The organism is Ruegeria conchae (assembly GCF_000192475.1).
Classification (GTDB): domain Bacteria; phylum Pseudomonadota; class Alphaproteobacteria; order Rhodobacterales; family Rhodobacteraceae; genus Ruegeria; species Ruegeria conchae.
The window spans coordinates 1-22176 of record NZ_AEYW01000025.1 but is presented as its reverse complement, the minus strand read 5'-3'; the positions used below and the strand labels follow the sequence as shown (position 1 = coordinate 22176).

The 22176-nt window shown below is 52.2% G+C and carries 21 protein-coding genes; 11 read left to right on the top strand and 10 right to left on the bottom strand.

Annotated elements, in window-relative coordinates:
* Nucleotides 1-14 precede the first annotated feature (14 nt).
* Complete coding sequence (locus G7G_RS0121325) at nt 15-1025, bottom strand: sialic acid TRAP transporter substrate-binding protein SiaP (RefSeq protein ID WP_010443510.1); 1011 nt, start codon at nt 1023-1025, stop codon at nt 15-17.
* Nucleotides 1026-1127: 102 nt separating this feature from the next.
* On the bottom strand, nt 1128-2210 hold the full coding sequence (locus G7G_RS23540; protein ID WP_010443509.1) for a Gfo/Idh/MocA family protein: 1083 nt from the start codon (nt 2208-2210) through the stop codon (nt 1128-1130).
* 209 nt (nt 2211-2419) lie between these two features.
* On the opposite strand from G7G_RS23540, the gene G7G_RS0121315 reads away from it, so the two are divergent.
* A complete protein-coding gene (locus G7G_RS0121315; protein WP_010443508.1) occupies nt 2420-3073 on the top strand; it encodes a GntR family transcriptional regulator in 654 nt (217 codons plus the stop codon).
* Between the two features lie 523 nt (nt 3074-3596).
* Here G7G_RS0121315 and G7G_RS0121310 read toward each other — a convergent pair.
* Both G7G_RS0121310 and G7G_RS0121305 read right to left on the bottom strand, forming a co-directional pair.
* Complete coding sequence (locus G7G_RS0121310) at nt 3597-4064, bottom strand: lytic transglycosylase domain-containing protein (protein WP_037322138.1); 468 nt, start codon at nt 4062-4064, stop codon at nt 3597-3599.
* Nucleotides 4065-4172: 108 nt separating this feature from the next.
* On the bottom strand, nt 4173-5159 hold the full coding sequence (locus tag G7G_RS0121305) for a DMT family transporter (RefSeq protein ID WP_010443506.1): 987 nt from the start codon (nt 5157-5159) through the stop codon (nt 4173-4175).
* Nucleotides 5160-5402: 243 nt separating this feature from the next.
* Here G7G_RS0121305 and G7G_RS0121300 point away from each other — a divergent pair, with 243 nt between their 5' ends.
* From G7G_RS0121300 to G7G_RS24805, 5 genes are all read left to right on the top strand, one after another.
* Complete coding sequence (locus G7G_RS0121300; RefSeq protein ID WP_010443505.1) at nt 5403-7013, top strand: arylsulfatase; 1611 nt, start codon at nt 5403-5405, stop codon at nt 7011-7013.
* 202 nt (nt 7014-7215) lie between these two features.
* Nucleotides 7216-7935, top strand: coding sequence for an MBL fold metallo-hydrolase (locus tag G7G_RS23825; protein WP_010443504.1), 720 nt, complete (start codon nt 7216-7218; stop codon nt 7933-7935).
* A gap of 6 nt (nt 7936-7941) precedes the next feature.
* Complete coding sequence (locus G7G_RS23820; RefSeq protein ID WP_139056636.1) at nt 7942-8349, top strand: hypothetical protein; 408 nt, start codon at nt 7942-7944, stop codon at nt 8347-8349.
* Between the two features lie 14 nt (nt 8350-8363).
* Nucleotides 8364-9344, top strand: coding sequence for a CobW family GTP-binding protein (locus tag G7G_RS0121290; RefSeq protein WP_010443502.1), 981 nt, complete (start codon nt 8364-8366; stop codon nt 9342-9344).
* A gap of 622 nt (nt 9345-9966) precedes the next feature.
* Complete coding sequence (locus tag G7G_RS24805) at nt 9967-10305, top strand: hypothetical protein (RefSeq protein ID WP_010443501.1); 339 nt, start codon at nt 9967-9969, stop codon at nt 10303-10305.
* A gap of 680 nt (nt 10306-10985) precedes the next feature.
* Here the strand turns inward: G7G_RS24805 and G7G_RS0121275 are convergent.
* The 5 genes from G7G_RS0121275 to G7G_RS0121250 all read right to left on the bottom strand — a co-directional run bounded on the left by G7G_RS0121275 (nt 10986) and on the right by G7G_RS0121250 (nt 15093).
* Complete coding sequence (locus G7G_RS0121275) at nt 10986-12092, bottom strand: alkene reductase (RefSeq protein WP_010443500.1); 1107 nt, start codon at nt 12090-12092, stop codon at nt 10986-10988.
* Nucleotides 12093-12214: 122 nt separating this feature from the next.
* Nucleotides 12215-12811, bottom strand: a complete 597-nt coding sequence (locus G7G_RS0121270; protein WP_010443499.1) for a TetR/AcrR family transcriptional regulator — start codon at nt 12809-12811, stop codon at nt 12215-12217.
* A 401-nt stretch (nt 12812-13212) separates the two neighbouring features.
* Nucleotides 13213-13695 carry a hypothetical protein gene (locus G7G_RS0121260; RefSeq protein WP_139056635.1) on the bottom strand — a complete coding sequence of 161 codons (483 nt, stop codon included), beginning with the start codon at nt 13693-13695 and terminating at the stop codon, nt 13213-13215.
* A gap of 37 nt (nt 13696-13732) precedes the next feature.
* Nucleotides 13733-14503, bottom strand: coding sequence for a periplasmic substrate-binding domain-containing protein (locus G7G_RS0121255; protein ID WP_010443496.1), 771 nt, complete (start codon nt 14501-14503; stop codon nt 13733-13735).
* Nucleotides 14504-14577: 74 nt separating this feature from the next.
* Nucleotides 14578-15093, bottom strand: a complete 516-nt coding sequence (locus tag G7G_RS0121250; RefSeq protein ID WP_010443495.1) for a DUF805 domain-containing protein — start codon at nt 15091-15093, stop codon at nt 14578-14580.
* Between the two features lie 567 nt (nt 15094-15660).
* Between G7G_RS0121250 and G7G_RS23525 the strand changes: the two genes are divergently transcribed.
* Together G7G_RS23525 and G7G_RS0121235 are read left to right on the top strand one after the other, a co-directional pair.
* Nucleotides 15661-15960 (top strand): hypothetical protein, encoded by a 300-nt coding sequence (locus G7G_RS23525; protein WP_010443494.1) that lies wholly within the window; start codon nt 15661-15663, stop codon nt 15958-15960.
* 124 nt (nt 15961-16084) lie between these two features.
* Nucleotides 16085-17629: a ShlB/FhaC/HecB family hemolysin secretion/activation protein gene (locus tag G7G_RS0121235; RefSeq protein WP_010443493.1), complete on the top strand. Its 1545-nt coding sequence runs from the start codon at nt 16085-16087 to the stop codon at nt 17627-17629.
* 440 nt (nt 17630-18069) lie between these two features.
* Here the strand turns inward: G7G_RS0121235 and G7G_RS24150 are convergent, their stop codons facing one another.
* Nucleotides 18070-18261, bottom strand: a complete 192-nt coding sequence (locus G7G_RS24150; RefSeq protein ID WP_010443492.1) for a hypothetical protein — start codon at nt 18259-18261, stop codon at nt 18070-18072.
* Between the two features lie 733 nt (nt 18262-18994).
* Here G7G_RS24150 and G7G_RS0121225 point away from each other — a divergent pair.
* From G7G_RS0121225 to G7G_RS0121215, 3 genes are all read left to right on the top strand, one after another.
* The gene (locus tag G7G_RS0121225) at nt 18995-19369 is read left to right on the top strand and encodes a DUF4345 domain-containing protein (RefSeq protein WP_010443491.1); all 375 of its coding nucleotides are present in this window, start codon (nt 18995-18997) and stop codon (nt 19367-19369) included.
* A 106-nt stretch (nt 19370-19475) separates the two neighbouring features.
* Nucleotides 19476-20243, top strand: a complete 768-nt coding sequence (locus G7G_RS0121220) for a DUF302 domain-containing protein (RefSeq protein WP_238528855.1) — start codon at nt 19476-19478, stop codon at nt 20241-20243.
* A 385-nt stretch (nt 20244-20628) separates the two neighbouring features.
* Complete coding sequence (locus G7G_RS0121215; protein WP_010443489.1) at nt 20629-21405, top strand: 2-keto-4-pentenoate hydratase; 777 nt, start codon at nt 20629-20631, stop codon at nt 21403-21405.
* Nucleotides 21406-22176: the final 771 nt, after the last annotated feature.

Genomic DNA, 22176 nt, shown 5'->3' with positions numbered 1-22176 from the left:
CTTGCAATGCAGGCTTAGTTGCCCAGAGCGTTGATCTTATCCAAAACGCCTTCGGGCCACGAACCGGCGAATTCGCTGTCCAGATACATGGATTGCACTTGATCGCGGAACGCTGCGAGATCGGGTTCGTAGATCTCCATGCCCTGCTCTTTCAGGAAGCTTACAAGATCCTCTTCTTTCTGAAGCTGCTTTTGGCGACCCGATTCAGCAGCTGCATCTGCAGCTTCTTGAACCTTAGCTTGCTGTTCAGGGGTCAGGCTGTCCCAAACCTCTTTGCCGATGGCAATATAGTTCAGGTCCACCAGATGTGACGTTAGAACGATCTGGTTGGTCACTTCGTAGAACTTTGCGTCCACAACGGTCGGTAGCGGGTTGTCCTGACCGTCAACAGCACCGGTCGACAACGCAGTGTAGACCTCCGAGAACGCCATTGGTGTCGGAGCCGCACCCAGAGCCTTACCCAGGAACTGCCATGCATCAGTGCCGGGCATCCGCAGGTTCACACCTTCCAAGTCGGCCGGTGTCGAAACCGTCAATTCATCTTTGGGCTGGCGCAGGTTTACCTGGCGACGACCCAGATACATCACCGACAGCAATTTGACGCCCAGCTCTTCTTCGGCCTTCTGCTTGAAGGCATCCATCAAGGGATCGTTGAAAACAGCAACCTGATGCGCGGCGTCCTGATGGACATAGCCTGCGGTGAAAATCGAAAACTCGGGGAAGAACTGTGCCAGTTCCTGCGCCGAGGTGATCGACATTTCCAGGTTACCGCGGCTGATCGCGTCCAACTCGGTACCTTGTGCAAAGATGGTGCCGTTATAGCTGGGCTCATAACTCGCGAAATCGGCGACCATCGGTGCGAAAACTTCGGCCATGGCAACCGAACGCTGATCGGTTTCCGACCCCGAGGTTGCGAGGCGAAGTTGCACTTTATCCTGCGCCAGCGCTGCACTTGTTGCGCTGAACAGAACACCGGTGGCGACCAGGGCTGACACAGCAGCCCGGCGTGTAAGTTTGAAAGTCACTTTTTTCCTCCCTGAGACATCATTGATGCTTCTTTTTTGACGATTCCAAGTTTTGACCTATTTTGGACATTTTGCAAGATTTTTTACAAAATATCTGATATTTTATACAACCGAAACATTTGCGATCGGTGCTTGCTGAAACCTTTCTATCCTGATCGTTTCGCCTGTTCTGCAAGAATTCTGAATAGCCTCAATGACTTGAAGCGTTCTAAAACCTTCCCATCCCGATACGATCGGCTCGGCTTCGTGCCGGGCCACTTCAACAAAATGCCTGAGTTGATTGACCAACGGGTCAGAGGCGCCCTTCTTGAGCGCTGTGGACGAAATGGGGGTCCACCAATCTCTTTGCTCACCCCGATAGCTCCAGAGCCGGAGGTCAGGGACGGATAGCGACCCATGAGAGCCACCGATCATGTAGCTGCTTTCAGTGGTTGATGGATAGATTGGATATTCCTGAGACGTCATCTCCCAACTCCATGGCGCGACGATGCTGTCAGACACGCTTATGGTGCCAATGGCCCCGCCTTCGAACGTCAGCAACGCGCCAGCAACATCCTCGTTGTCGTAGCCGCGCTGCGATGCAGCCGATTGCGCCTGAACGGTTACGACCTCTCCGGCCAGATACCGCAGAAGATCGACGTCATGGACAAGATTAACCGAGATGGGTCCCGCGCCAGGTTTCTTTCGCCAGGGCGCAGTGTCAAAATACTCGTCGGGCTTATAGAACCAACAATTCGCATGGATTGCACGAACATCACCGATCTGCCCATCCGAAATCGCCTCCTTGGCCGATTTGATCAGTGGATTGTACCGGCGATGGTGTCCAACCATAAGCGGTACGTCTGCCTTCTCCGCCTCTTGAACAAGCTCTAGTGCCGCGGCAGCTTCTACGGCGATCGGCTTTTCCACGAGTATGGGGCAACCGTGCCGAATGCAAGTGAGGCCCTGCTCGACATGAAGTGTCGTTGGGGTCGCCAGCACAGCGCCGTCCGGGGTCTGATTGGCGAACATTTCTTCAAGCGTCTCGTAACACGCAACCCCATGTTCATCAGCATACGCGCGGCCTTCGTCGCTGGGGTCGACAAATGCAACAAGATCGACATGACGCAACGCACGGATTGCATCTGCGTGGCGACGTCCAACAAGGCCAATGCCGACGATGGCAATGCGAAAGTTCTGAGACACTTTGGTTCCTTCCGGAGGATCCAAAAAAGCTCTGGATCCGATGTTTGCGACTAGGCTGCATCGCCCAATTTGAACACGACCGTATTGGGGTTTTCCCGATTCCGCAATAATGTATGATATTTTTATTTTTACCATACATCAGTTTGGATTGCTGATGACCTTTAAAAATGATAGATGAACGAGGAAACCAAGAATATCGGGTGAAATGCATGGCGAAGCAGCCGTCTACGATAGGCGCAAGCACCTATCAGCGCATCAAACGGGATATCATTTTCGGAGAGTTGCAGCCCGGCTCGAAACTTAAGTTGGACGCTTTGAAAGAGCGGTACTCAGCAAGCCTTTCGACGCTTCGTGAAACGCTGAACAGGCTTGCCAGCGACGGGTTTGTCGAAGCTCCCGAGCAAAGGGGATTTCTGGTTACGCCAGTTTCCCGTGAAGACCTGACCGAGATCGCAGAGCTGCGCGCCCTGTTGGAATGCCACGCATTGGAATTGTCGATTGCAAACGGCGACACGGATTGGGAAGGCAACCTTGTCGCCGCGCACCATAAGCTGCACCTGATGGAACAGCAGCTGCTAAAAGGAGATGACTCTGAGAAAGAAACCTGGAAACGGTATGATTGGGAGTTTCACCAAGCCATGATCGCGGCGTGCAACTCCAGAAACCTTCTGACGCTGCACTCTATCATCTACGATAAATACCTGCGCTATCAAATGCTTGTACTAACCTATCGCGGCGAAGAAGCCGTCGAGGAGCATAAAGGCATGTTCAATGCCGCCTTGGCCAGAGACGCGGATACAGCCAAGAAGCTACTAGTGGATCATATCCGAAATGGCCTCGCGCATACGTTAGAGGCCATGTAGCCTGCCACAACTAATTGAATTGCTGTAGATCCACCCGCGAACGACTACGGACGCGTCTAAGAAGCAATGTAGGTGCGTGCTTAACGCTGCACTCCTATCATTGATTTTATTCAGAAAATTTGGGTGTCTTCGCCCATAATTTTGCATAGCACTTGCGCGTAAGCCTGCACGATTTGCCCATAAGTTTGCACGATTCACTATACGCGCTCAATTGTCGATTGTCGTAACGTGGCTCGATCAACTTGGACACACCAAACTCAATCTAAAGTGCATTCTTCTTGGAAGAATTCAATCCAAAACTGAACAACACAACTCAATTGCGAGGTTATGGTAGATCACTTTCAATGTAGCGCGGCTCGGTCGGTCTTCTCGCAGGCAGCCAGCTAGCACTTTGGCGACATACAAGTTTTGCAGCAGCTCTGCAAAACGCGCAAATACATGGCTCCGTAGTGCGAGCCCACTCTGTTTGGAGGAGCTTGGTTGCGGTTAATTGAAGCTCTATGCAGTTCCCACGAGAATGGCTTCATCCGCAGTACTTTCGCACCTCAGTATCCCTTAACCCGGTGTCCACAAGCATGCATCTGTTTCGCGCCTCGTAATAGTACCCGCGAGCATACCACATGACCGCTTCGGGCTCGTTTCCATCTGAAACCATCCAAGCTCCGCGCAAGTATTTCACGGCGTATGTCAGGTTGGTCTGAGCGTCCAAGAGGTCGGAAGGCTGCCCGCGAAATCCCATCTGGCGCGCTGTCGCAGGCAGAATCTGCATCAGGCCGTAGTATGGGCCATTTCGAGCATTGGGACGATAATCGCTTTCTCGTTGGATCACACGGTGTACTAGGCTGCGCGGTACTCCGTTTGCGTCCGCAGTTTCGTCGATCATCATACGCAGCTCAGGGGTCTCACCGGGATAAAGTCGGGTAATTGGCTCTGCGGGTTCCTTGCCGCAAGCGGTAATAAATAGCGCGGCAAGAATGACTGTGTATCGCATCAAAATTCTCATCTCATTAATTACAAGATTCATCAGCGCTCAATTACAATTGATATTCAATATCCCAAGGTATTTTTGAGCGGGATTTGGCCAGATTTGATTTGGCACCTAATACCGACGGTGCACTCTCTTTTCAGTAATGACATGCCTCTTTTTCTGACGCTCACGCAAAAAGACAAACAATCCTGACCCCAAGATCAGTGCGATACCGATAGCGACAGGCAGGTTTGGGAGCTCGCCCCAGATGACCCATCCCCAGAAAATGGCCATGGGAAGTCCGACATATTCAAACGGTGCCACTGTAGCTGCATCTGCCATGCGGTAAGCCTGGCCAAGGCAATACCCGATGATAGCAGAATTGAATCCTAAGCCGATAAACAACCAGCGATCAGACCCTTCGGGCCAAACCCAAGCCCGCAGCAAAAAGATCAAGCTTTCGTTCTCGAACTCGTTCGCAAAGCGCCCATCTCCTGCCACTGACCAGAACAAAAGGCTGACAACGATAAAGCACGCCTGAATGTAAACAGCCATTGCTGAGGCCTTGGACTTTGCGCCAAGGAAACGGGTTAGCACGTTGTTGAGGGCATAGGTGAAAGCAGCAAGAACCGGTAGGGCATACATCAACAAACCAACTTCACGCTCTCCACCGGCCTCCCATGGACGGGTCATGATCACTACGCCCAAAAATCCGACAAGCACGGCACCAATCCGCATCGGCCCAACTTTTTCGCCAAGCAATGGGATACTCAGCAATGTGATCATCAAGGGGGCTACGAAGAAAACAGCGGTGGCTTCTGCCAGCGGCATTACCGCCAGGGCCGTAAAAAATGTCAGGTTGGCAATGACAATCAGCAGGCCCCGCAAAAGGTGAAGTCCCGGCTGATCGGTTTTCAGGATGCGCCAACCGCCCTCCATCTGGACAAGGGCAAAGCTGAACCCGATCCCGATCAACGATCTTGTAAACACCATTTGGTGCAAGGGGTAACCGCCAGACAGGAATTTGATCAGCATATCATTGATAGAAATCGCCAATATTCCGATCAGCACGAACACAATACCAGCTGTCGGGTTATGTAGTTTTTGTTCCGCTGTCATGAAGTGCCCTTTCACAGGGCCACTACCATGGGTCAAAGAATAGGTCACGTCGCTTTGCGACACGGCGGTTCGCTCAAATATCCGCGACGTGTATCAGGAGCCGCTTCCATTCTCGCTCTCTAAGCCACTGTGCCGACTGCCGTGGTCGGCAACCTCCCTCTCCCCACTATCGTCGCGTCGCTTGGAGACAAGATCATCACCGATAGTGAGGTAAGCTCATAAGTGCAGCAATGGAGCCCCCGAATGCCGACAAGAAAACGACCGAATGTGATACTGATCCTGGCTGATGATCTGGGTTTTGCAGATTTGGGTGCCACCGGATCGGAAATTCGCACCCCAAATATCGATGGCCTTGCAAGAGATGGTGTGCTGCTTACAGCAATGTATAACTGCGCTCGCTGTTGTCCTACGCGGGCATCTCTTTTGACCGGGTTGTATCCACACAACGCCGGCGTGGGTCACATGGGGGCCGACCTGGGCACGCCCGCATACCAGGGGTTTTTACGTAATGACAGCGCCACCATAGCGGAACACCTACGTGCAGGTGGCTATCGGACATTGATGTCCGGCAAATGGCATGTCGCCGGAGATTTCATGGCGCGCGAAGTTGACAGCTGGCGGGTTGGTGATGTTGAGCATCCGACGCCGAGACAGCGTGGTTTTGATCGCTTCTATGGGATCGTCGATGGCGTCACCCACTTCTTCTCGCCGCATTACATGCTCGAAGATGACAGCCGTGTCATGACATTCCCGGATGACTTCTATTTCACAGATGCAATCACGGACAACGCAATTGAAATGATCGAGGAAACACCCGACGGCCAGCCTTTTTTTCTTTATCTCGCGCATACTGCACCACATTGGCCCCTGCATGCCCATCCCGAGGACATCGCTCGCTATGACGGGGTGTATTCAGGCGGCTGGGACACAATCCGTACCGCACGGCACGAAACCATGAACAGCATGAACCTGTTTCATAGAAACTGGGAAATTTCTCCACGTAATGTTGCCGTTCACCCCTGGGAGGCCGAACAGAATACCGATTGGGAGGCACGAAAGATGGCCACCTATGCTGCAATGGTAGACCGGATGGATCAATCTATCGGTAGACTTATCGCTGCGTTAAAGCGTTTGGGGCAGTTCGAAGACACCTTGATTTTTTTCCTGTCCGACAATGGTGGCTGCGCTGAATTCATGGCGGAAGACGGATGGGCAAAGTTCTTCCCGGATACCACAAATGACGGCCGCCCCATTGAAATGGGAAACCGCCCCGACGTGATGCCGGGCGGTGCCCAGACATACCAGAGCTACGACAAGCCGTGGGCGAATGTCTCGAATGCGCCGTTTCGGTTGTTCAAGCACTACGTTCATGAAGGCGGTATATCGACGCCGCTAATAGCGCACTGGCCCAATGGGTTTGCCTCAGAAGCAAACGCGCACGCCGCCTGTCATGTCGTTGATGTGTTACCCACTATTTTGGAGGCAACGGGATGCCAGTATCAAAGTGAGGTAGGTGGTCACGAGATTCAGCCTATGCAAGGGCAGTCGTTGATGGACCTGTTCCGCGGCAAAGATTGGGCGCGAGATGAGCCTATCTTTTTCGAACATGAAGGAAATTCGGCAGTACGGCTGGGTCAGTTCAAACTTGTCAGGCAGCATGGGCAAGATTGGGAACTCTATGACATCGAAGCGGATCGCACTGAGTTGACTGATTTGAGAGGGAGCAACGCCGAATTGGAGGCACACCTGATTAGTCAATACAATAACTGGGCCAAACAGACAGGTGTTATGGATTGGGATCTTGTGCTTCCGAGGCTGCTAGCGGCTTGGAAAATTGAAACAGCAGAGGGATAGTTGGCTTAACGCAGGGATCATAACCGTCCATCTCTGTACTCCAAGTAAATGACTGCCCTCAGCCCAAACCGGACACTCAACACGCCGGTCCAGTGGGGCGGTGCAGCGCTATAAAAGAAGCCAGTTTCGACTAACTTTCTCTCGCAGAAGCCAGCCTCCAACAACCTATTGACCCATTAGGTGCGGCGCGCGATTTTAAGTCATGGAACGGCCAAGGACACATTATGCCAAGGCGGGCGATATTCACATCGCTTATCAAGTTTTCGGGACCGGACCCATTGATCTGCTATGGGCGCAAGTTTGGGCAACCCATATCGAATTTGCCTGGGAAAGCCCGGACTATGCGCGATTTCTGACCAAAATCAGTCGGTTCGCGCGAGTTATTTTCTTCGATAAGCGCGGAGTGGGCATGTCTGATCGTGATGTTGGATATACACCATTGCGCATCCATGGTCCCTCTGGTCGGATGCCCGAACTTGGCACAGCTGGATTGGTCAAAGGCATGCAACAGATGCTCAAATGGCATCTGGAGGCCTTTGATGTGTTCCCGATTGGGGACGGCTATGAGATCGAGGTCAACGAGTTCGATTTCCGCCAAGAAGGTGGCATCGTTTATGACCAAGACGGTGTGACTGTTCGGTCCTGGCCGCGCAGTCATGCCAAGGACGGCGCAGTTGGTTATCGGCTCGATTGGAACGGTCTGAGCTTTGTATGGACCGGCGATGGACGCCCGGATGAGCTTTCACCGAAATACGGCGAAGGCGTTGATGTCTTTGTAACCGAAATGTCGGGACAGGATATTGGTCAGTTGATGACTTACAAATACGGTATCCCACAGGATCTCTTTAATTACACTATCGATACGCATCACACCTCCCACTATGCCGTGGATAAGCTCTTTGCTGACACAAGGCCGCGTTAGGGAATGGTGACACACTATACCCAGGACGAAGACATTAACGCTGAAATGCTGGCTGGTATTCGCGCCCACTACGACGGTCTGTTCCAATGGGGTCTCGATGTAGCCGTTGTGAACGTGACCAAGGATGCAATCTGGTACAGGAAAGCTGCATTGCCCGGAAAATCCGGTACTGTGCCACCATTTCGTGAACTGGCTGCGGCAGCCGAGGCCGGGCGTATTGAGCTTCCGGATGAAATCACATTACCGAATCCGAGGCTCACCCGAGCAGATCAGCAAGACCAGAAGTACCGTGATATGGAGATCGATCCACGCGAATACTACCCAACTGACGTTTTCCGAGCACCCGGCGGGGACTGGCCGCAGGACTTTACCATCAAAGTTTCGGATGTAATCGGCTCGCGTGATGAAGACTGAGAGGAGATCGAACAATGATTGAATTTGGTTCGACTTCTGCGATCCCCGTAACGATCCTTACCGGCTTTCTAGGAGCCGGTAAGACAACGCTTCTGAACCGCATCCTCACCGGTAATCACGGATTACGAGTGGCAGTCCTGGTGAATGACTTTGGATCAATAAACGTAGACGCCGACTTGGTGGTTGGCCTCGAAGATGATGTGATGAGCTTGGCTAATGGGTGCGTTTGCTGCTCGATACGAGATGATCTGATTGAAACGGTAGAAGCTGTTCTCGCTCGGCCTGAGAAACCGGAATACATCGTCCTTGAAGCAAGCGGCGTGTCGGACCCATCATCAATCGCGATGACGTTTACGGATCATCGGTTCCGGGACATGATCCGCTTAGACAGCCTCATGTGTCTTGTCGATGCGGAACAGTTATTTGCCGCGCCGGAACAAATGGAACTGAAGCTCCGTCAAATTACATTTTCGGACATGGTAATTCTGATCAAGGTTGATCTTGTCGACAGGGCCACAGTTCAGAAGGTGCATGATTGGCTCGGGTCTCACTTCCGTCGATATCGCCTGGTCGAAGCTGTAAACGCAGACGTCCCACTCGACATACTTCTTTCTGTCGGCCGCTTTGCCGCCGAACAACTCGAAACGGAAATACCTGATCACCATGAACATGGACCAGATTGTGGTTGTCATCATACTGATCACTCAGACAGCTTCTCAACAACTATGATGAAAGCTGAACGCCCAATAAGCCTATCTTCCCTCCGGAGTGCTATTCGGAAGCTTCCCGGCGACGTTTATCGTCTTAAGGGTTTTGTTTTTAGTGAGGAGGATCCAGATCATCGCATTCTTGTTCAGGTGGTCGGAAAACGTATGGACATCGCACGAGATGGTGCTTGGGGGGACCGCAAACCCGAAACAAGGCTTGTCGCAATAGGCGCACCGGGGGCGCTCTCCAAGGATGTGCTTTCGGACACGCTTATGGAGACAGTCTGAAGGCCAGTTTCGACCAAGTATTTTGGCTATAAGTCAACCGTGCTGGACAATTTCATACAGTTCGGCGGCGGCGGACTTTGAGTGCGCCATTGATGTCATTGCCAACCTGGCGATCTCAAGTGCAAGCCACTCATGAGAAAACGGCCAGCTGAAGGGAACCGCCTATGAACCTAAGGTTGCAACGCTGCTCCATACTTGCCGGGATTAGTGCCCTTTCTGGTACTGCGTGGGCAGAGTCCCAGGAAGAAGAACTAGCAAAGCAACTTGCTAACCCAGTGGCCGCTCTCATTAGTGTACCATTCCAGCTGAATTATGATCAGAATTCGGGTGCCGACGGAAATGGTTCGCGTTGGATATTAAACGTACAACCGGTTGTTCCCTTTGATCTTACGGATGATTGGAACCTCATATCCCGAACAATTCTTCCAATTGCCTCCATAGATAGTGGCCTACCGGGTTCTGAATCCGAGACCGGGCTAGGAGATACTGTTCAAAGCTTATTTCTTTCGCCCAAAAACCAAGTGCGGGCGGTTGGATTTGGGGGGCTGGACCCGTTTTTCTGCTGCCAACGTCGACAGATAACAGCTTAGGTCTCGGAAAGTGGGGTGCCGGAGTTACCGGCGTGGCTCTCAAACAGCAGGGTCTTTGGACATATGGTGGCCTGACAAATCACATTTGGGACATTGATGGTGACACCGACATTAACCAGACGTTCTTACAGCCATTTATTTCCTACACAAATTCGAACGCGTGGACGTTCACTTTAAACACTGAGTCCACCTACGATTGGGAAAACGATCAATGGTCTGCGCCAATCAACGGTGTTGTCACCAAAGTTACCCAACTCGGTGATCAACTTATCAGCGTAGGCGGAGGAGTACGCTATTGGGCCGACGGCCCCGATAGTGGGCCCGACGGTTGGGGCGCGAGACTTGTGGCTACCTTTCTGTTTCCCAAATAGTTGAGCCTTTCCTCAGAGAATATCGCTACCGGATGCAGGCATTGCGCGGATGAAAGCGAATAGCGGTTTGGTCCGCATCTCGGAAGTCATCATGCTTGGATTGGAAGGTCCGCTTTGCGCTGGAAGCGGCAGTCCTCAAGCTTCACGGGGGCCACGACCATGGCATGGGACCAACCAAAATTTGCGCTGTGCGAAATTAGCTTTGAATTCGAAATTTAATGGGTGGCTAGTGCGCCCAAGGTTTTGGGCCAAAGATGCAAATCTTTAGGCGAAATGCAAAGCTTTGGGCGCACCTACAACAACTGTAGGTGTTCTCATAACGATGCATTAGTATCATTGATTTCATTCAGGAAATTCGGCTGTGTTCGCACATAATTTTGCGCGGCATTTTCGCACAAGTTTGCACGATTTGCCCATAAGTTTGCGCGGTTCAAGAAACGCGCTCAATTGATAGTAGTCACCGCACATTTTCTTCAACTAAAACCGGGCGCCTCTCAATCAAGAGTGCATTCTGATTGGAAATATTCAACCCTGATCATAGGGAAGCAGTTAATTCGCAGGCTAGTGATAGATCCTCGCTTCAAGAATGGGCATTTCCGTAACTGCTAGGTGAGCGCGTTCAAACCGACGCGCTCACTTTGCTTGGTTTTGCTTGTCACTACGGAGTTAAGAGCGATGTATCACTCTGCGGCAACCGCTTCCTCTTCCAGTGCCGGGTAATCGGTGTACCCTTTTTCAGTGCCGCCGTAGAGAGTGGTTGGATCGAGCTCATTCAGCGCGGCGTCTTTCTCCAGCCGGTTGACAAGATCCGGGTTGGAAATAAACGGCCGACCAAAGGCCACCAGATCGACGGCTCCGGTTTCAACCGCTTCAACCGCCATTTCCCGGTCATAAGCGTTGTTGCCCATTTTCGCACCGTCAAACAATTCATAGAGCGCCTTCAGATCGCCACCTTCCGGAATATCGCGCGGGCCGCCGGTCTGTCCCTCCACGAGATGGAGATAGGCCAGCCCATAGCCATTCAGCAATTTGACCGCATGGGTGAATGTCGCCTGTGGGTCGCTGTCGGAGATGTTGTTGGCGTCCGAGAATGGGCTGAGGCGGACACCAACGCGGTCGGCGCCCCAGACATCGACAACCACGTCCATGACCTCTTTCAGGAACCGTGCTCTATTCTCGACAGGACCGCCGTATTCGTCTTCACGCTTGTTGGATTCGTCCCGCAGGAATTGATCGATAAGGTATCCGTTGGCTGCGTGGACCTCGACACCGTCGAAACCGGCCTCTTTGGCGTTTTCCGCAGCCCTCCGGTAGTCCGCAACGATGCCAGCAATTTCTTCGATGGCCAGAGCCCGCGGTTCAGATGTTTCAACAAACTGCTCACCATCAAACGTCTTGGCCTTGGCTCCAATTGCGGATGGTGCAACAGGGGCGCCACCATCCTGCTGCAAGCTGTAATGCGAAATCCGGCCCACATGCCAAAGCTGGATTGCAATCTTCCCGTCCTTGGCATGGACGGCCTCAGTCACTTTTTTCCAGCCGTCGATCTGCGCTTCGGAATATATGCCGGGCGTCCAGGCATAGCCCTTGCCTTGGGGCGAGATTTGCGAAGCCTCCGTGATGATCAGACCTGCACCCGCCCGCTGGGCGTAGTACTTGGCCTGCAATTCATGGACACTGTCATCCTCGGCTCTTGCCCGGTTGCGGGTCAATGGCGCCATGACAATGCGGTTTTTCAGCTCGATTGCACCGGCTTTGATGCCAGAGAACAGTTTTTCATCAGCCATTGCTGCTTCCTTCTTTGGTAAACTTCGTTCAGATATTATTGGACCAATCAGTCCAATATTAGGGTCACTGTCTTTTGATTGAGTTTGTTTTAGGTTTCATTTCCTTATGGTGGCGGGAGGCCTTATGGCGAAATCACCAACCGGGCTTGTTTCAGGGTTTGCGATATCTGCTCAGCGGGAACGCCCGCCTTGCGCAAGGCTAGTGTTCCGATTGCAAGGGACGCAAAGGCGCGTGCCTTATCGAGGGCCTGTCCCGGATCCGAAGGCTCAAGCGCTCTCGCAATAATCTCGTCAATATTCTCCAAATGCTGCCGCCCGAGAGCCGCCACTTCATCATCATGAGGAGCAAGTTCCGTCAGGCAGTTGATAAGCATGCAGCCATCACGACCTCCTTGCGGGTTCGCCAAAGCTTCCATTATCGCACCAGCAGGGTCATCTCCTCCCGCGTCAGCAACGTCACGCAGCGCTTTCAAACCACGCCTTGAATAGTGGCTGAGGGCTTTGTGAAACAGAGCCTGCTTGTTGCCGAACGCTCCATAGAAGCTGGACCGACTCAAACCCATGGCCTTGGTCAGATCATCCACGGACGCGGTCTCGTAGCCCTTGTGCCAGAATACGCACAAGGCTTTTTCCAACGCCTCAGCTTCGTCAAAGGCACGAGGTCTACCTGGACCTGCGGATGATTTGATGTCGCCATTTGGGAGAGTTTTTTTGCTCATGCGTATGATTTGGAATGATTGGTCCAGAAATTCAAGGTGGCGGTAGGAAATTTTTGGAATGGTCAGTCCGTATTGTGACCAGAGAAAGGAGTTTCGGTCGGTAGAAATACAAAACCTCCCCATCCCGCTTGGTGTCACGCTAATCTTAGGATCAGGACTGTTTGTCTTTTTGCGGGAGTGTCAGACGAAGAGGATCGTGATCGTCGAAATGAGAGCCCACGCTCGGTACTAGTTTCCAACACTAGACAGAGTGACTGCTGGCTTTGTCCAATGCGTTGATGTTGATCACTCACAAAGCAGAGATTGGTTCGGTAGATCCATGGCCAATGACCTCATTGCATGTTAAAGAGAACTCATCGAATAACAGGCCGTCAGGCTTATCTGCGGTGCCCAAATGCAGCTTACTCCCAATCGCCAGCAGATGAGCGCCAAGTGTCGGCTTCGCCATCCCAAACACTGGCGCTGACGCATGGCGTTGGATTTATTCCGTCGCAATTGGATCCATGAATATCCGCTACGACAACGCGTCGACGCCCAAAATCAACGACCGTCCAGCCTTGGTTGAGCAAGGAGTGCACCTCTTCGCCAACCCAAAAGTGCGACATGCATCCGCCAGTTCCGCAGTAAAGAGATGCGGCGCTCGAACACGCAAAACCAGACTCATTCAAAACCCAGTCGCGTTGTAGATCTCCGTTGAGATCGACCCTTTCGACCGCGCCCCAATCTAAGCCAAACTGACCGTTGTTGAACTCCGCGCATGCTCGTGCCGCCAGATCAACCTTTGCTCGCAAACCGGTTGGAAGTTGCGAAACGTCAGCCGCGACAACTGGTGAGGTCCAAACCAGGCCCGAACCAAGCAGGATCGCAGATACCAAACGTTTCAAGTAGTTTGCCAATTGAGAAGCCGGTTGGAAGGTGGCTTCAGTTGCATTGATCATACCTGTAGTCCCCGTATTCCAGCCAGTTTGACGAGCCTTCGCTAAAAATCAGAAACTCGGACCTGTCTTCCCCAAGCAGGGCGACGACAAATCCGGCCGGCGGCTCATAGTTTCCGAAGTAACTATAGGCCGTCATGGCTCTGATCGACTCGCCGTTGACCGTTACTCGCGCGTCCCATTCTCCGTCCGGGTTGTCCAAAATTACCGGTTCGATGACACGCTCTACCGCTCCGCCACCACAATAGACGATGCCTTCTGGGGGTTCGTAGGAGGCCCCTTGGCTAGCACCTGAATCGCAGGCGGAACGAAGGGACCGAATTGCCGCGCTGGAACCTTTCAAGTCAAAGATTCCGTAGCTGACATCTTGATCAATCATGGACAGGTTAACGGATGCATTGGCCGCGAGCTGGTCCAGTACAAAACCATAATCCTGCTGACTATTGAAACTGACCTCGACAGGATAATTGTCGACGACCTGCACGTCAGCGTTTTCTGCGCCAACCTGAAATGCGCCAACTTCGGTGGTGCCATTCTTCAAGAAACGAATGGAAAGCCCTTGCTTCTGTACAATGTCCTGGCTGTCCTCGTATCCAGCCGGAGCAAAGCGGATACGGTCACACTGAAGTTCCAGCGTCATGTTTCCGGTCTGAATAAATGCATTGGGATTAGGCCCAGAGTTGAACGACCACTCCGCTGATGCTGTGGTCGCCATAACCATCATCAGCGTCCCAGTGGAAATCGTTTTGAAACTCATTTTCTCTCTCCATGGTGTTACGGTTCGCACTGTCAATCAGCCAGAGATTCCGGCCAATTGCCCCGGCAACCAGGTCAGGAAACAGGTGCGCCGTATTCGTTTGCGCCTTCTTCCGAAGGGCGCGTCAACCACCAGATCATCAGAATGGACAGAACCAATTGAAGAATTGAGACAACAACAATACCGGTCACGCCCAGTACTGCCGCGGGTCCTCGTAATGCATCGGGGTTTTCGGTTCCTTGCTCCAATACCGAGAAGAACGCCACCCCACCCAGCATAACAAAGAGCGTTGTAATGCTGAGCGCCATCGGCAGCAGCAAATACCAGCCAGGTCGTCCTGTATCATGCAGCCTCCGCCAACCGGCGGCCAGCATGGGTATGAGAACAGCCAGTTGGAAAACAGAGGACAGAACCCGAGATCCCTGCCCTGTTTCGGGGTTGGTCCCGAATATGATCGTATCCAGCACAGCTAAAGCAGCGCTCGCGAGAACTACGAACAAGAAGAACCACCAGTATTCTGAGCGTAAAGCCCGACCGGAGAACTGGAAGTATTTTGAGAAACACGTTTTTACTGCTTCGCCAAATCCCATATTTCACTCCTTTCTTACTTTCTGTGCGGTCTCAAACGCTTCGCCGTTCAGGAGAACCCACTCGCCCCTAAGGATGCTCCCTCTTACCTTTTTTTGAAAGCAGACGCTTATCATACGAGAGCATAGAGAATTTTACGCGCGGAAAAAATGTTGATTTATGAAAAAATAGATTCAAACATGCGAATTCGACACAACTTTAATTTTACCTCCGTTGTTGTCGCTGTCGCCCGACTTGTCGGGCCCTTCCGACTGCTGGAGTGAGTGCTGGCGGTCGGAAGGCCTTTAATAATGGTCGAGCGTTGGGAGGACGCGATGTTGGAACCTAACGCTCTCCCCATCTTTCCAGAGTTTGCTTTAGCTTTCGCCAGTGTCGTCATTCGGCCTTCACACGTTGTTGGCGGCCCCGATAGTCAACGAAATGTTGTTCCGCCGACTAAGCCCGCCGCAGCAAGTTTTGGGAAAGGTATTCACAGGATGGAAGCATGTTCTGTTGGGTGCTCAGACACGAGAGCTTCAAACAAGCGCATCCAATTTCGTTAATTTCAAAGGACCCCGAGGGAGAAGAAAATGACCAACAAGATGGTGATGATTGCAGGCGCAACTTTTTTCGCAATGCTTGCGGCCTGTGACGATACGAGTACATCAAGCGCGTCCGCCGAGCTCACACCGGCTCAGCAAGCATGTTTGCGAGATGTAGCCAACACCACGAACAATTCGCAAGTCGTGGTGCTCTCATCGGCATTTAGCGAGGCGGGAACACAGGTCACTGTAGGCGTTGGTGAGGATCGTGCTCCTTGGAATTGCATTGCCTACAGTGATGGCGCGACAGCTGGTATCGAGTTCCTGGGCGACGAAGGCGCATTGTAGTTTGTTCGCTGTGTATCTCGAAAGCACCAGTCGTGATCAAATTTGAATAACGGCAAGCTCAGACATTCAAACCTCGTAATAGGATTGGGTTTTAACATGCTCAATCACGCTAAGGTTGTAGAAAATGCCCGTAACCAACTCGGTTGTAATTGCGATCATTTGCACTTTTGTGGCCATTGTTTCAGTGCCAAAATACAGCATTGCACAAACTTGGGACATAGCATCACAGCACTCTGTCAGCGGCGTAACGGTGTATGATACTGATGAGCTGTTAACGTTTGCCGGTCAGTTGGCCTTTAATCGGTCAGGGCGCATCACAGCGGTGGAGGTCGCATCAACGATCACTCAGATCTACCGAGAAGACGGTTATTTCTTGGCTGAGGCCTGGCCCGGTCCCGATGGGCAGAGCATAATTGTTGATGAAGGGCGCATTCAAACCATCGAAATTGAAGGGGTAGATACTCGCACGTTCCAAACACTAGAGAAGATTTTTCAACCCCTCACCACCTCCTATCCCATAACGCTGAAACGATTTGAGCGGGCAGTGATGCTGGCCGAGGACATACCTGACTTGGAATTGTCGACCGAACTTGACTACCCGGATCAGGCTGGTGCTCGGCTGAGAGTATTGGGAGAGCCACTGCGCAAACAAGCCGGCAGCGCGACACTCGACAACCCTCCGCGTGAGCTTGGAGAAGCGCTCAGCTTCTATGTCGTACAAGAGTTTTATTCGATGCTGACCGTCGGGGATTTGCTGCGATTTGAGGGGTCAGGTAACTACAATTGGGACAAAGACGACGAACACTCTTTATGGGGCGCTGTTACCTATCGCACACCGCTGCACAGCAATGGTCTGTATGGTGAGATTTTCTACGGGAACATAAACGCAAAACGTGACCTCTCGGGTGATTTTGCAAGAACAGATATTGATGGCGAGAACTTCACCGTCGCGTTGGGTTACCCCGTGATCCGAGATGTGGCGCGCTATGGCTATCTGCTGCTGGATTATCGCCTTTCCGAAGCGGACTCAGTCAGTGGCGGCGTTCCATTGTCTAGTGACGCGAGTGTCGTTGGCCTTACATATCTTTATGGGCAAAACTATCCAAAAGGACAAGCTCTGGAAGCAGGGTTAACGCTGTCTTTTGGCGATAATGAAAACGACACCACAGACGCAAGCTTTGACGACGGGGACTCTTCGTTCTGGCATCTTCGAGGCGGCGTCGGATACGAAAGCCCATTAACAGCCTTATCGCCCAACACTGCGTGGCGGACAGAAATATGGGGGCAGTACACGACGGACAGATTGCCATCTGTCGAAGAGTATTTCCTTGGTGATCGTTATGCTTTGCGCGGATATCGGTTTGACGAAGTGGACGGTGATTCCGGGATTTCCGCGACTTTCGAAGTGTCTCACTCCTACTTTCCGAGCTCGCAAAGCATTCATCGCTTAACGCCATTTGTCTTTTTCGACGTGGGTTACATCTCGAACAACGACCCTGCGAGTTTTGAAGTTGATAATGCTACACTGGCCTCAACAGGTCTGGGTTTGGACATTGAGTTTAAGCGAAACCTATTCCTGTCCGGATATGTCGGTGTCCCTTTGAGAGACGGCCCTTTGACCGACTCTGGCGATCCTGGCGCGTATCTTGCTCTGACAACAAGTTGGTGAGGATGTTATGAAACGGAACCGCATTGCTTTGCTTGCAGCAGCTTGTTTGTTTGCAGAACTGGCCGCTACGCAGGTCGTCGCGCAGGGAAATCATTTCGGGTGGTGCCGTGGCGTGGGGAATCCGCACCAGTCGAGCCAAGGGTGTGGCCAGGCCGGTGGGCAAGGGGTAGGCAATCAAATTACCGGCCCAACGCAGCCGGTGGCAAATCAGTTGCCACCAAGGGGAACGCCGCAAACGCCCACGTCCGTTGTTGTGCCTGTCCTTGCGCCGGGCGCGGTCCCGAACGCAATTCCCGGTCGGGTTCCTATCGCAACGCCAATAGCGGTTCCCGGTCAAGTTCCAACGCCGATCGTAGCACCAACCCTAGCTCCACCCTTGGTGCCAAATCCGACACCAAACCGGGTTCCGACAGCCGTTCCCAATCAGGTTCCGCCATTGGCTACCGGGCCAACTGCTGTGCCGCCGCAAGTTCCGACTGCGACTCCCAATCAAATTCCGATAGCTGTCCCTGGCCAGGTTCCGCCTCAGCCTGATGTGCCGCCCCTTGTGCCAACTGCAACACCAAACCAAATACCAGTCGCCGTTCCTGGTCAGGTCCCGCCTCAGCCTTCCGGTCAAACTGCTGTGCCACCGCTCGTCCCGACCGCGACTCCTAATCAGGTTCCCATAGCGGTTCCTGGCCAGGTTCCACAGTTGACACCAAGACCTATGGCAACTCACGTAGCCGTCCCAGGACATAAGAATCCACAAGGTGTCGTGACAATCATGCGCCCTAGGCCGAGGCCAACAACCGGTGCTGTTCAGCAACCTGGCTCAACACAAGTGACCCACTACTTAAGTCACCAAAGCAACTCAAAGAAACACGATCACGTCGCAGCGACACCGGGACGGCATGACCCGCACGACCTACCGAGATTCCGCAACGCGGCGGCCAAGGAAAACTGGGAATGTGTTGCCAGCGGATTCGGACAGCGCCGGTATGATGCTGGGCGAGGCGTATTGCTCAACAACGGAGCGTTGCGGCACCTCGGAAACGTGGACGCTATGGCACGAGATGTCCCTGCACGGCATCCAAAACACTCTGGATGCATTATCTCGGTTAAACGAAAGCAGCAGTAGCGCCAGTCTGGTAAAGGCACATCTAGAAACCTTAGAGGAATTCTTCCGAGTGGGAAGCTGGTTTCCAACCAAGGTTAAGTTGAAGAATAGACATCAACCGAAGGTGTCATCTCTCAGAAGGTTAATGAGGCATACAATATGCCTTTCTGATTGCTGTTTGGGCATCCGGCTCGAATCATCGGTTGCCTCAAAAAACCGATTGGGAATTCGCAAAAGAGCGAAACCTCTACGAGAAGGATTCCTCCATGAGTGCTAGATTGGTACTTTTGCTTGCTGCCGTCGGCCTCGTGCCAATTGCGTTATCATACGGTCTGATGCCCGGCAGTTCGATCCCAGTTTTGCTGGGATTTCCTGTGGAAGGGACGAACCAAACCCACGTGTTCCGAGCGATTATGGGTCTTTATCTGGCAAACGCTTTGTTTTGGTTAGCGGCTGTGGCGAAACCAGATTTACAACAACCGGCGCTTTGGGTTCTTTTTTTGTTTATGTCGGGACTGGCAGTTGGACGCATGCTAAGCATTCTTATCGATGGAGTTCCAAACGGGGTACTTCTATTTTTTCTTGCGGCCGAGATAGCTTTTGCAGCTCTGGCGGCGGTTTCCCTGAGAAAAGTACAATGAAACAGGAAGTGTTAAAGTGCTGAGGTTTTTCTTTGTTCTCTCGATGATTACAACCGCGTCGGTTTCGACCTCCGGTCTTGCACAATCGTCATCTGTTCAGACTGCGGTGGACAAAAACTTTTTAGAGCTTGAGACTGCCGTTGTCGAAGCGGGAGCTACTCCAATCGCATCGATAGATCACGCGCGTTTGGCCAAAGCTGAAGGCGTAGAAATGCCAGCATCACGTGTACTCATTTTCTCTGATCCAGAGATAAACACGCCCATTCTGGAAGAGAACGTACGAGCAGGTCTGGACCTTCCTTTTCGCGTTCTCTCATTCGATCAGGATGATCGCCCGCAGATCGCCTATACAGACTCTCAGTTTCTCAAAGTGCGGCATGGTCTGAATGACACCCAAGCGTTAAATACATTTGAGAGCAAGCTGCTCGAAGTTCTGAACGGCTTGGATGCAGCACCAGCGCCAACCAGCGAATTGTTTGCCGACTATGGGGTCATCGAACTGCGATCTCAGCGCAGCGTACCAGAGGCAGTCGAACGTCTCAGTACAGCCGTAATGGGGCAGGACGATACTGTCTGGTTTGGGGAAATCGATTTTGCAACGGAAGCTTCCCAACAGGGGGTGGCGCTGCCGGATACGGTTCTCTTGCTGTTCGGCGGACCAGCACCCGGTGGCGTGGCAATGGCGGGCTTTCCGGCAATTGGTTTGGATGCCTTTTGCCAAAAACTACTGGTTTATGCGAATGAAGAGGGCGGCTCCGTAGTCATTTTCAATGACATCGCTGCCTTGGCGGAGTTGCACTACGGTTCCTCTGCGGAGCCTCATCACGGTTTGAACAAACGACTTACCTCAACATTTCGCACTGCAATTGAGTAGCCGCTGGTTGGAAGTCACAATTTTTCTGAATTGCTATATTCCGTATTTGGCTGCCCATTCTGAGCTGGGTACACTGCTCAAATTGAATTCAAAAAATGCTCTATTTCCACTAGGGCTTTAGGCCAAGCAGGATCATACTCTGGCATCGTATTGTTTGCTGTCTCAAGGCCAACAAAGCGCGCATTCTCGATGCCGGAGGCGAATATCCTACCTTGTTCAACACTGTGCATCCTGTTTCGATTAGCGTGCATGACTAGAGCCGAACAGGTGATCCGCAGAAGTAAATCGGTTACGTCGACCCCTGCGACCAGTGGTCCAATCTTGAGCCAATCCTGATGGACCTCTATTGCATCGCAATCCAGCCTTCGGCAGGTATAATGCGAATATGACAAGAGATATTGAAGCTAGCGCTAAGACAATCGCTGATGCCCTGACCTCTGCCCAGCAGATATCTAAACTGTCTTCAGAGGCCGAACAGCTAACGCTGGATGAAGCATATTCGATTGCAAGTCGCGTCCGAGAGCTTCAGGGCAAAAAGAGAGTTGGCCGGAAGGTCGGCTTCACGAACCGCACGATTTGGCCTGTTTATGGTGTAGATCAACCCATTTGGGGACAGGTCTACGCAGATGGGCTGTTTTCGACTGATCAGCCGGTAAACTTGGCAAGGTATTCAGAACCGAGGATTGAACCAGAAATTGTAGTGGGCCTTAAACATGCACCAACAGCTGAAATGAACAATGAGCAGTTGGCAGGTTGCGTAGAGTGGGTTGCCCCTGGGTTTGAAATTGTTCAATCGATTTATCCCGACTGGAAATTCTCGGTCGAAGATTCAATCGCAGCACAAGGATTGCACGGCTGCCTTGTTCTCGGCGACAAAATCGCGGCGACGCAAGATGTTTTGACCGGCTTGGCTGAAGTGCCAATAGCATTGTTCAAGGGCGGTGAGGCCATCGAGTCCGGCAAAGGTGAAAACGCGCTTGGCGGCCCAATCGAAGTCCTGGCTCATCTTGTGTCTCTGCTCTCCGAAGCCGACCAGCTTCAGGGAGGCGAGCTCGTCACAACTGGCACATTGACAGACGCATGGCCAGTGTCCCCGGGAGAAGAATGGTCAGCTGGTTTTGGTGGCGTTATGGACACCGAGCTATCGGTACGATTTACATGAGTCTTTGGTAGAGTGGTGACGACGACTGCACCTAAGAAAAGTTACTCTCAATAGCTGGCCGCGATGGTCTTTCACTGATTTCATCAAATCTGGAATGCAAATAATACGATGCTATCCAAATCTGATTATATGATGTTTCTCAGGCACCCTGCCTGGCTATGGATCAAGAAACACGCCAGGCATCTGTTGGTGACTTTCAAGGACGACGGGACACCTTGGTTTTCGAGTAAACTGTCCGCGCCGGCAATGAGCTCGTTGTCCGGACATTCCAAGCGGATCTCTGGTCTAACTGCTGGGCACAAGGAGAACCTGATCTGGCATCGCGATCAGGTGTTCAATCCTTGAGACACTGAAATCTATCCTTCGGCACCCGCATAAGGCGATTTACTTGTTCTCCTCCGCACTATTATCGTGAAACAGTGCAAACTTATGGGCAAATCGTGCAAACTTATGGGGTGCGTGAAGGTTTGTGCGCGTCCCTACACTAGATGTAGGTGTTCTCATAACGCTGCATTGTCTTCATTGAAGACATTCAGGAAATTCGGCTGTGTTCGCCCATAATTTTGCGCGGTATTTGCGCATAAGCTTGCACGATTTGCCCACAAATTTGCGCGGTTCGAAAAACGCTCTCAATTGATGGCAGCTGTCGCGCTCCTTCTTCAGCTTTAAAGGGCTATCTCTCAATCATAGGTGCATTCTGGGCGGCAAAATTCAACCCTTATCTGAAGGACGATGTTCGTCAGCGCTTGTGGTAGATTGCGGAACTGGAAA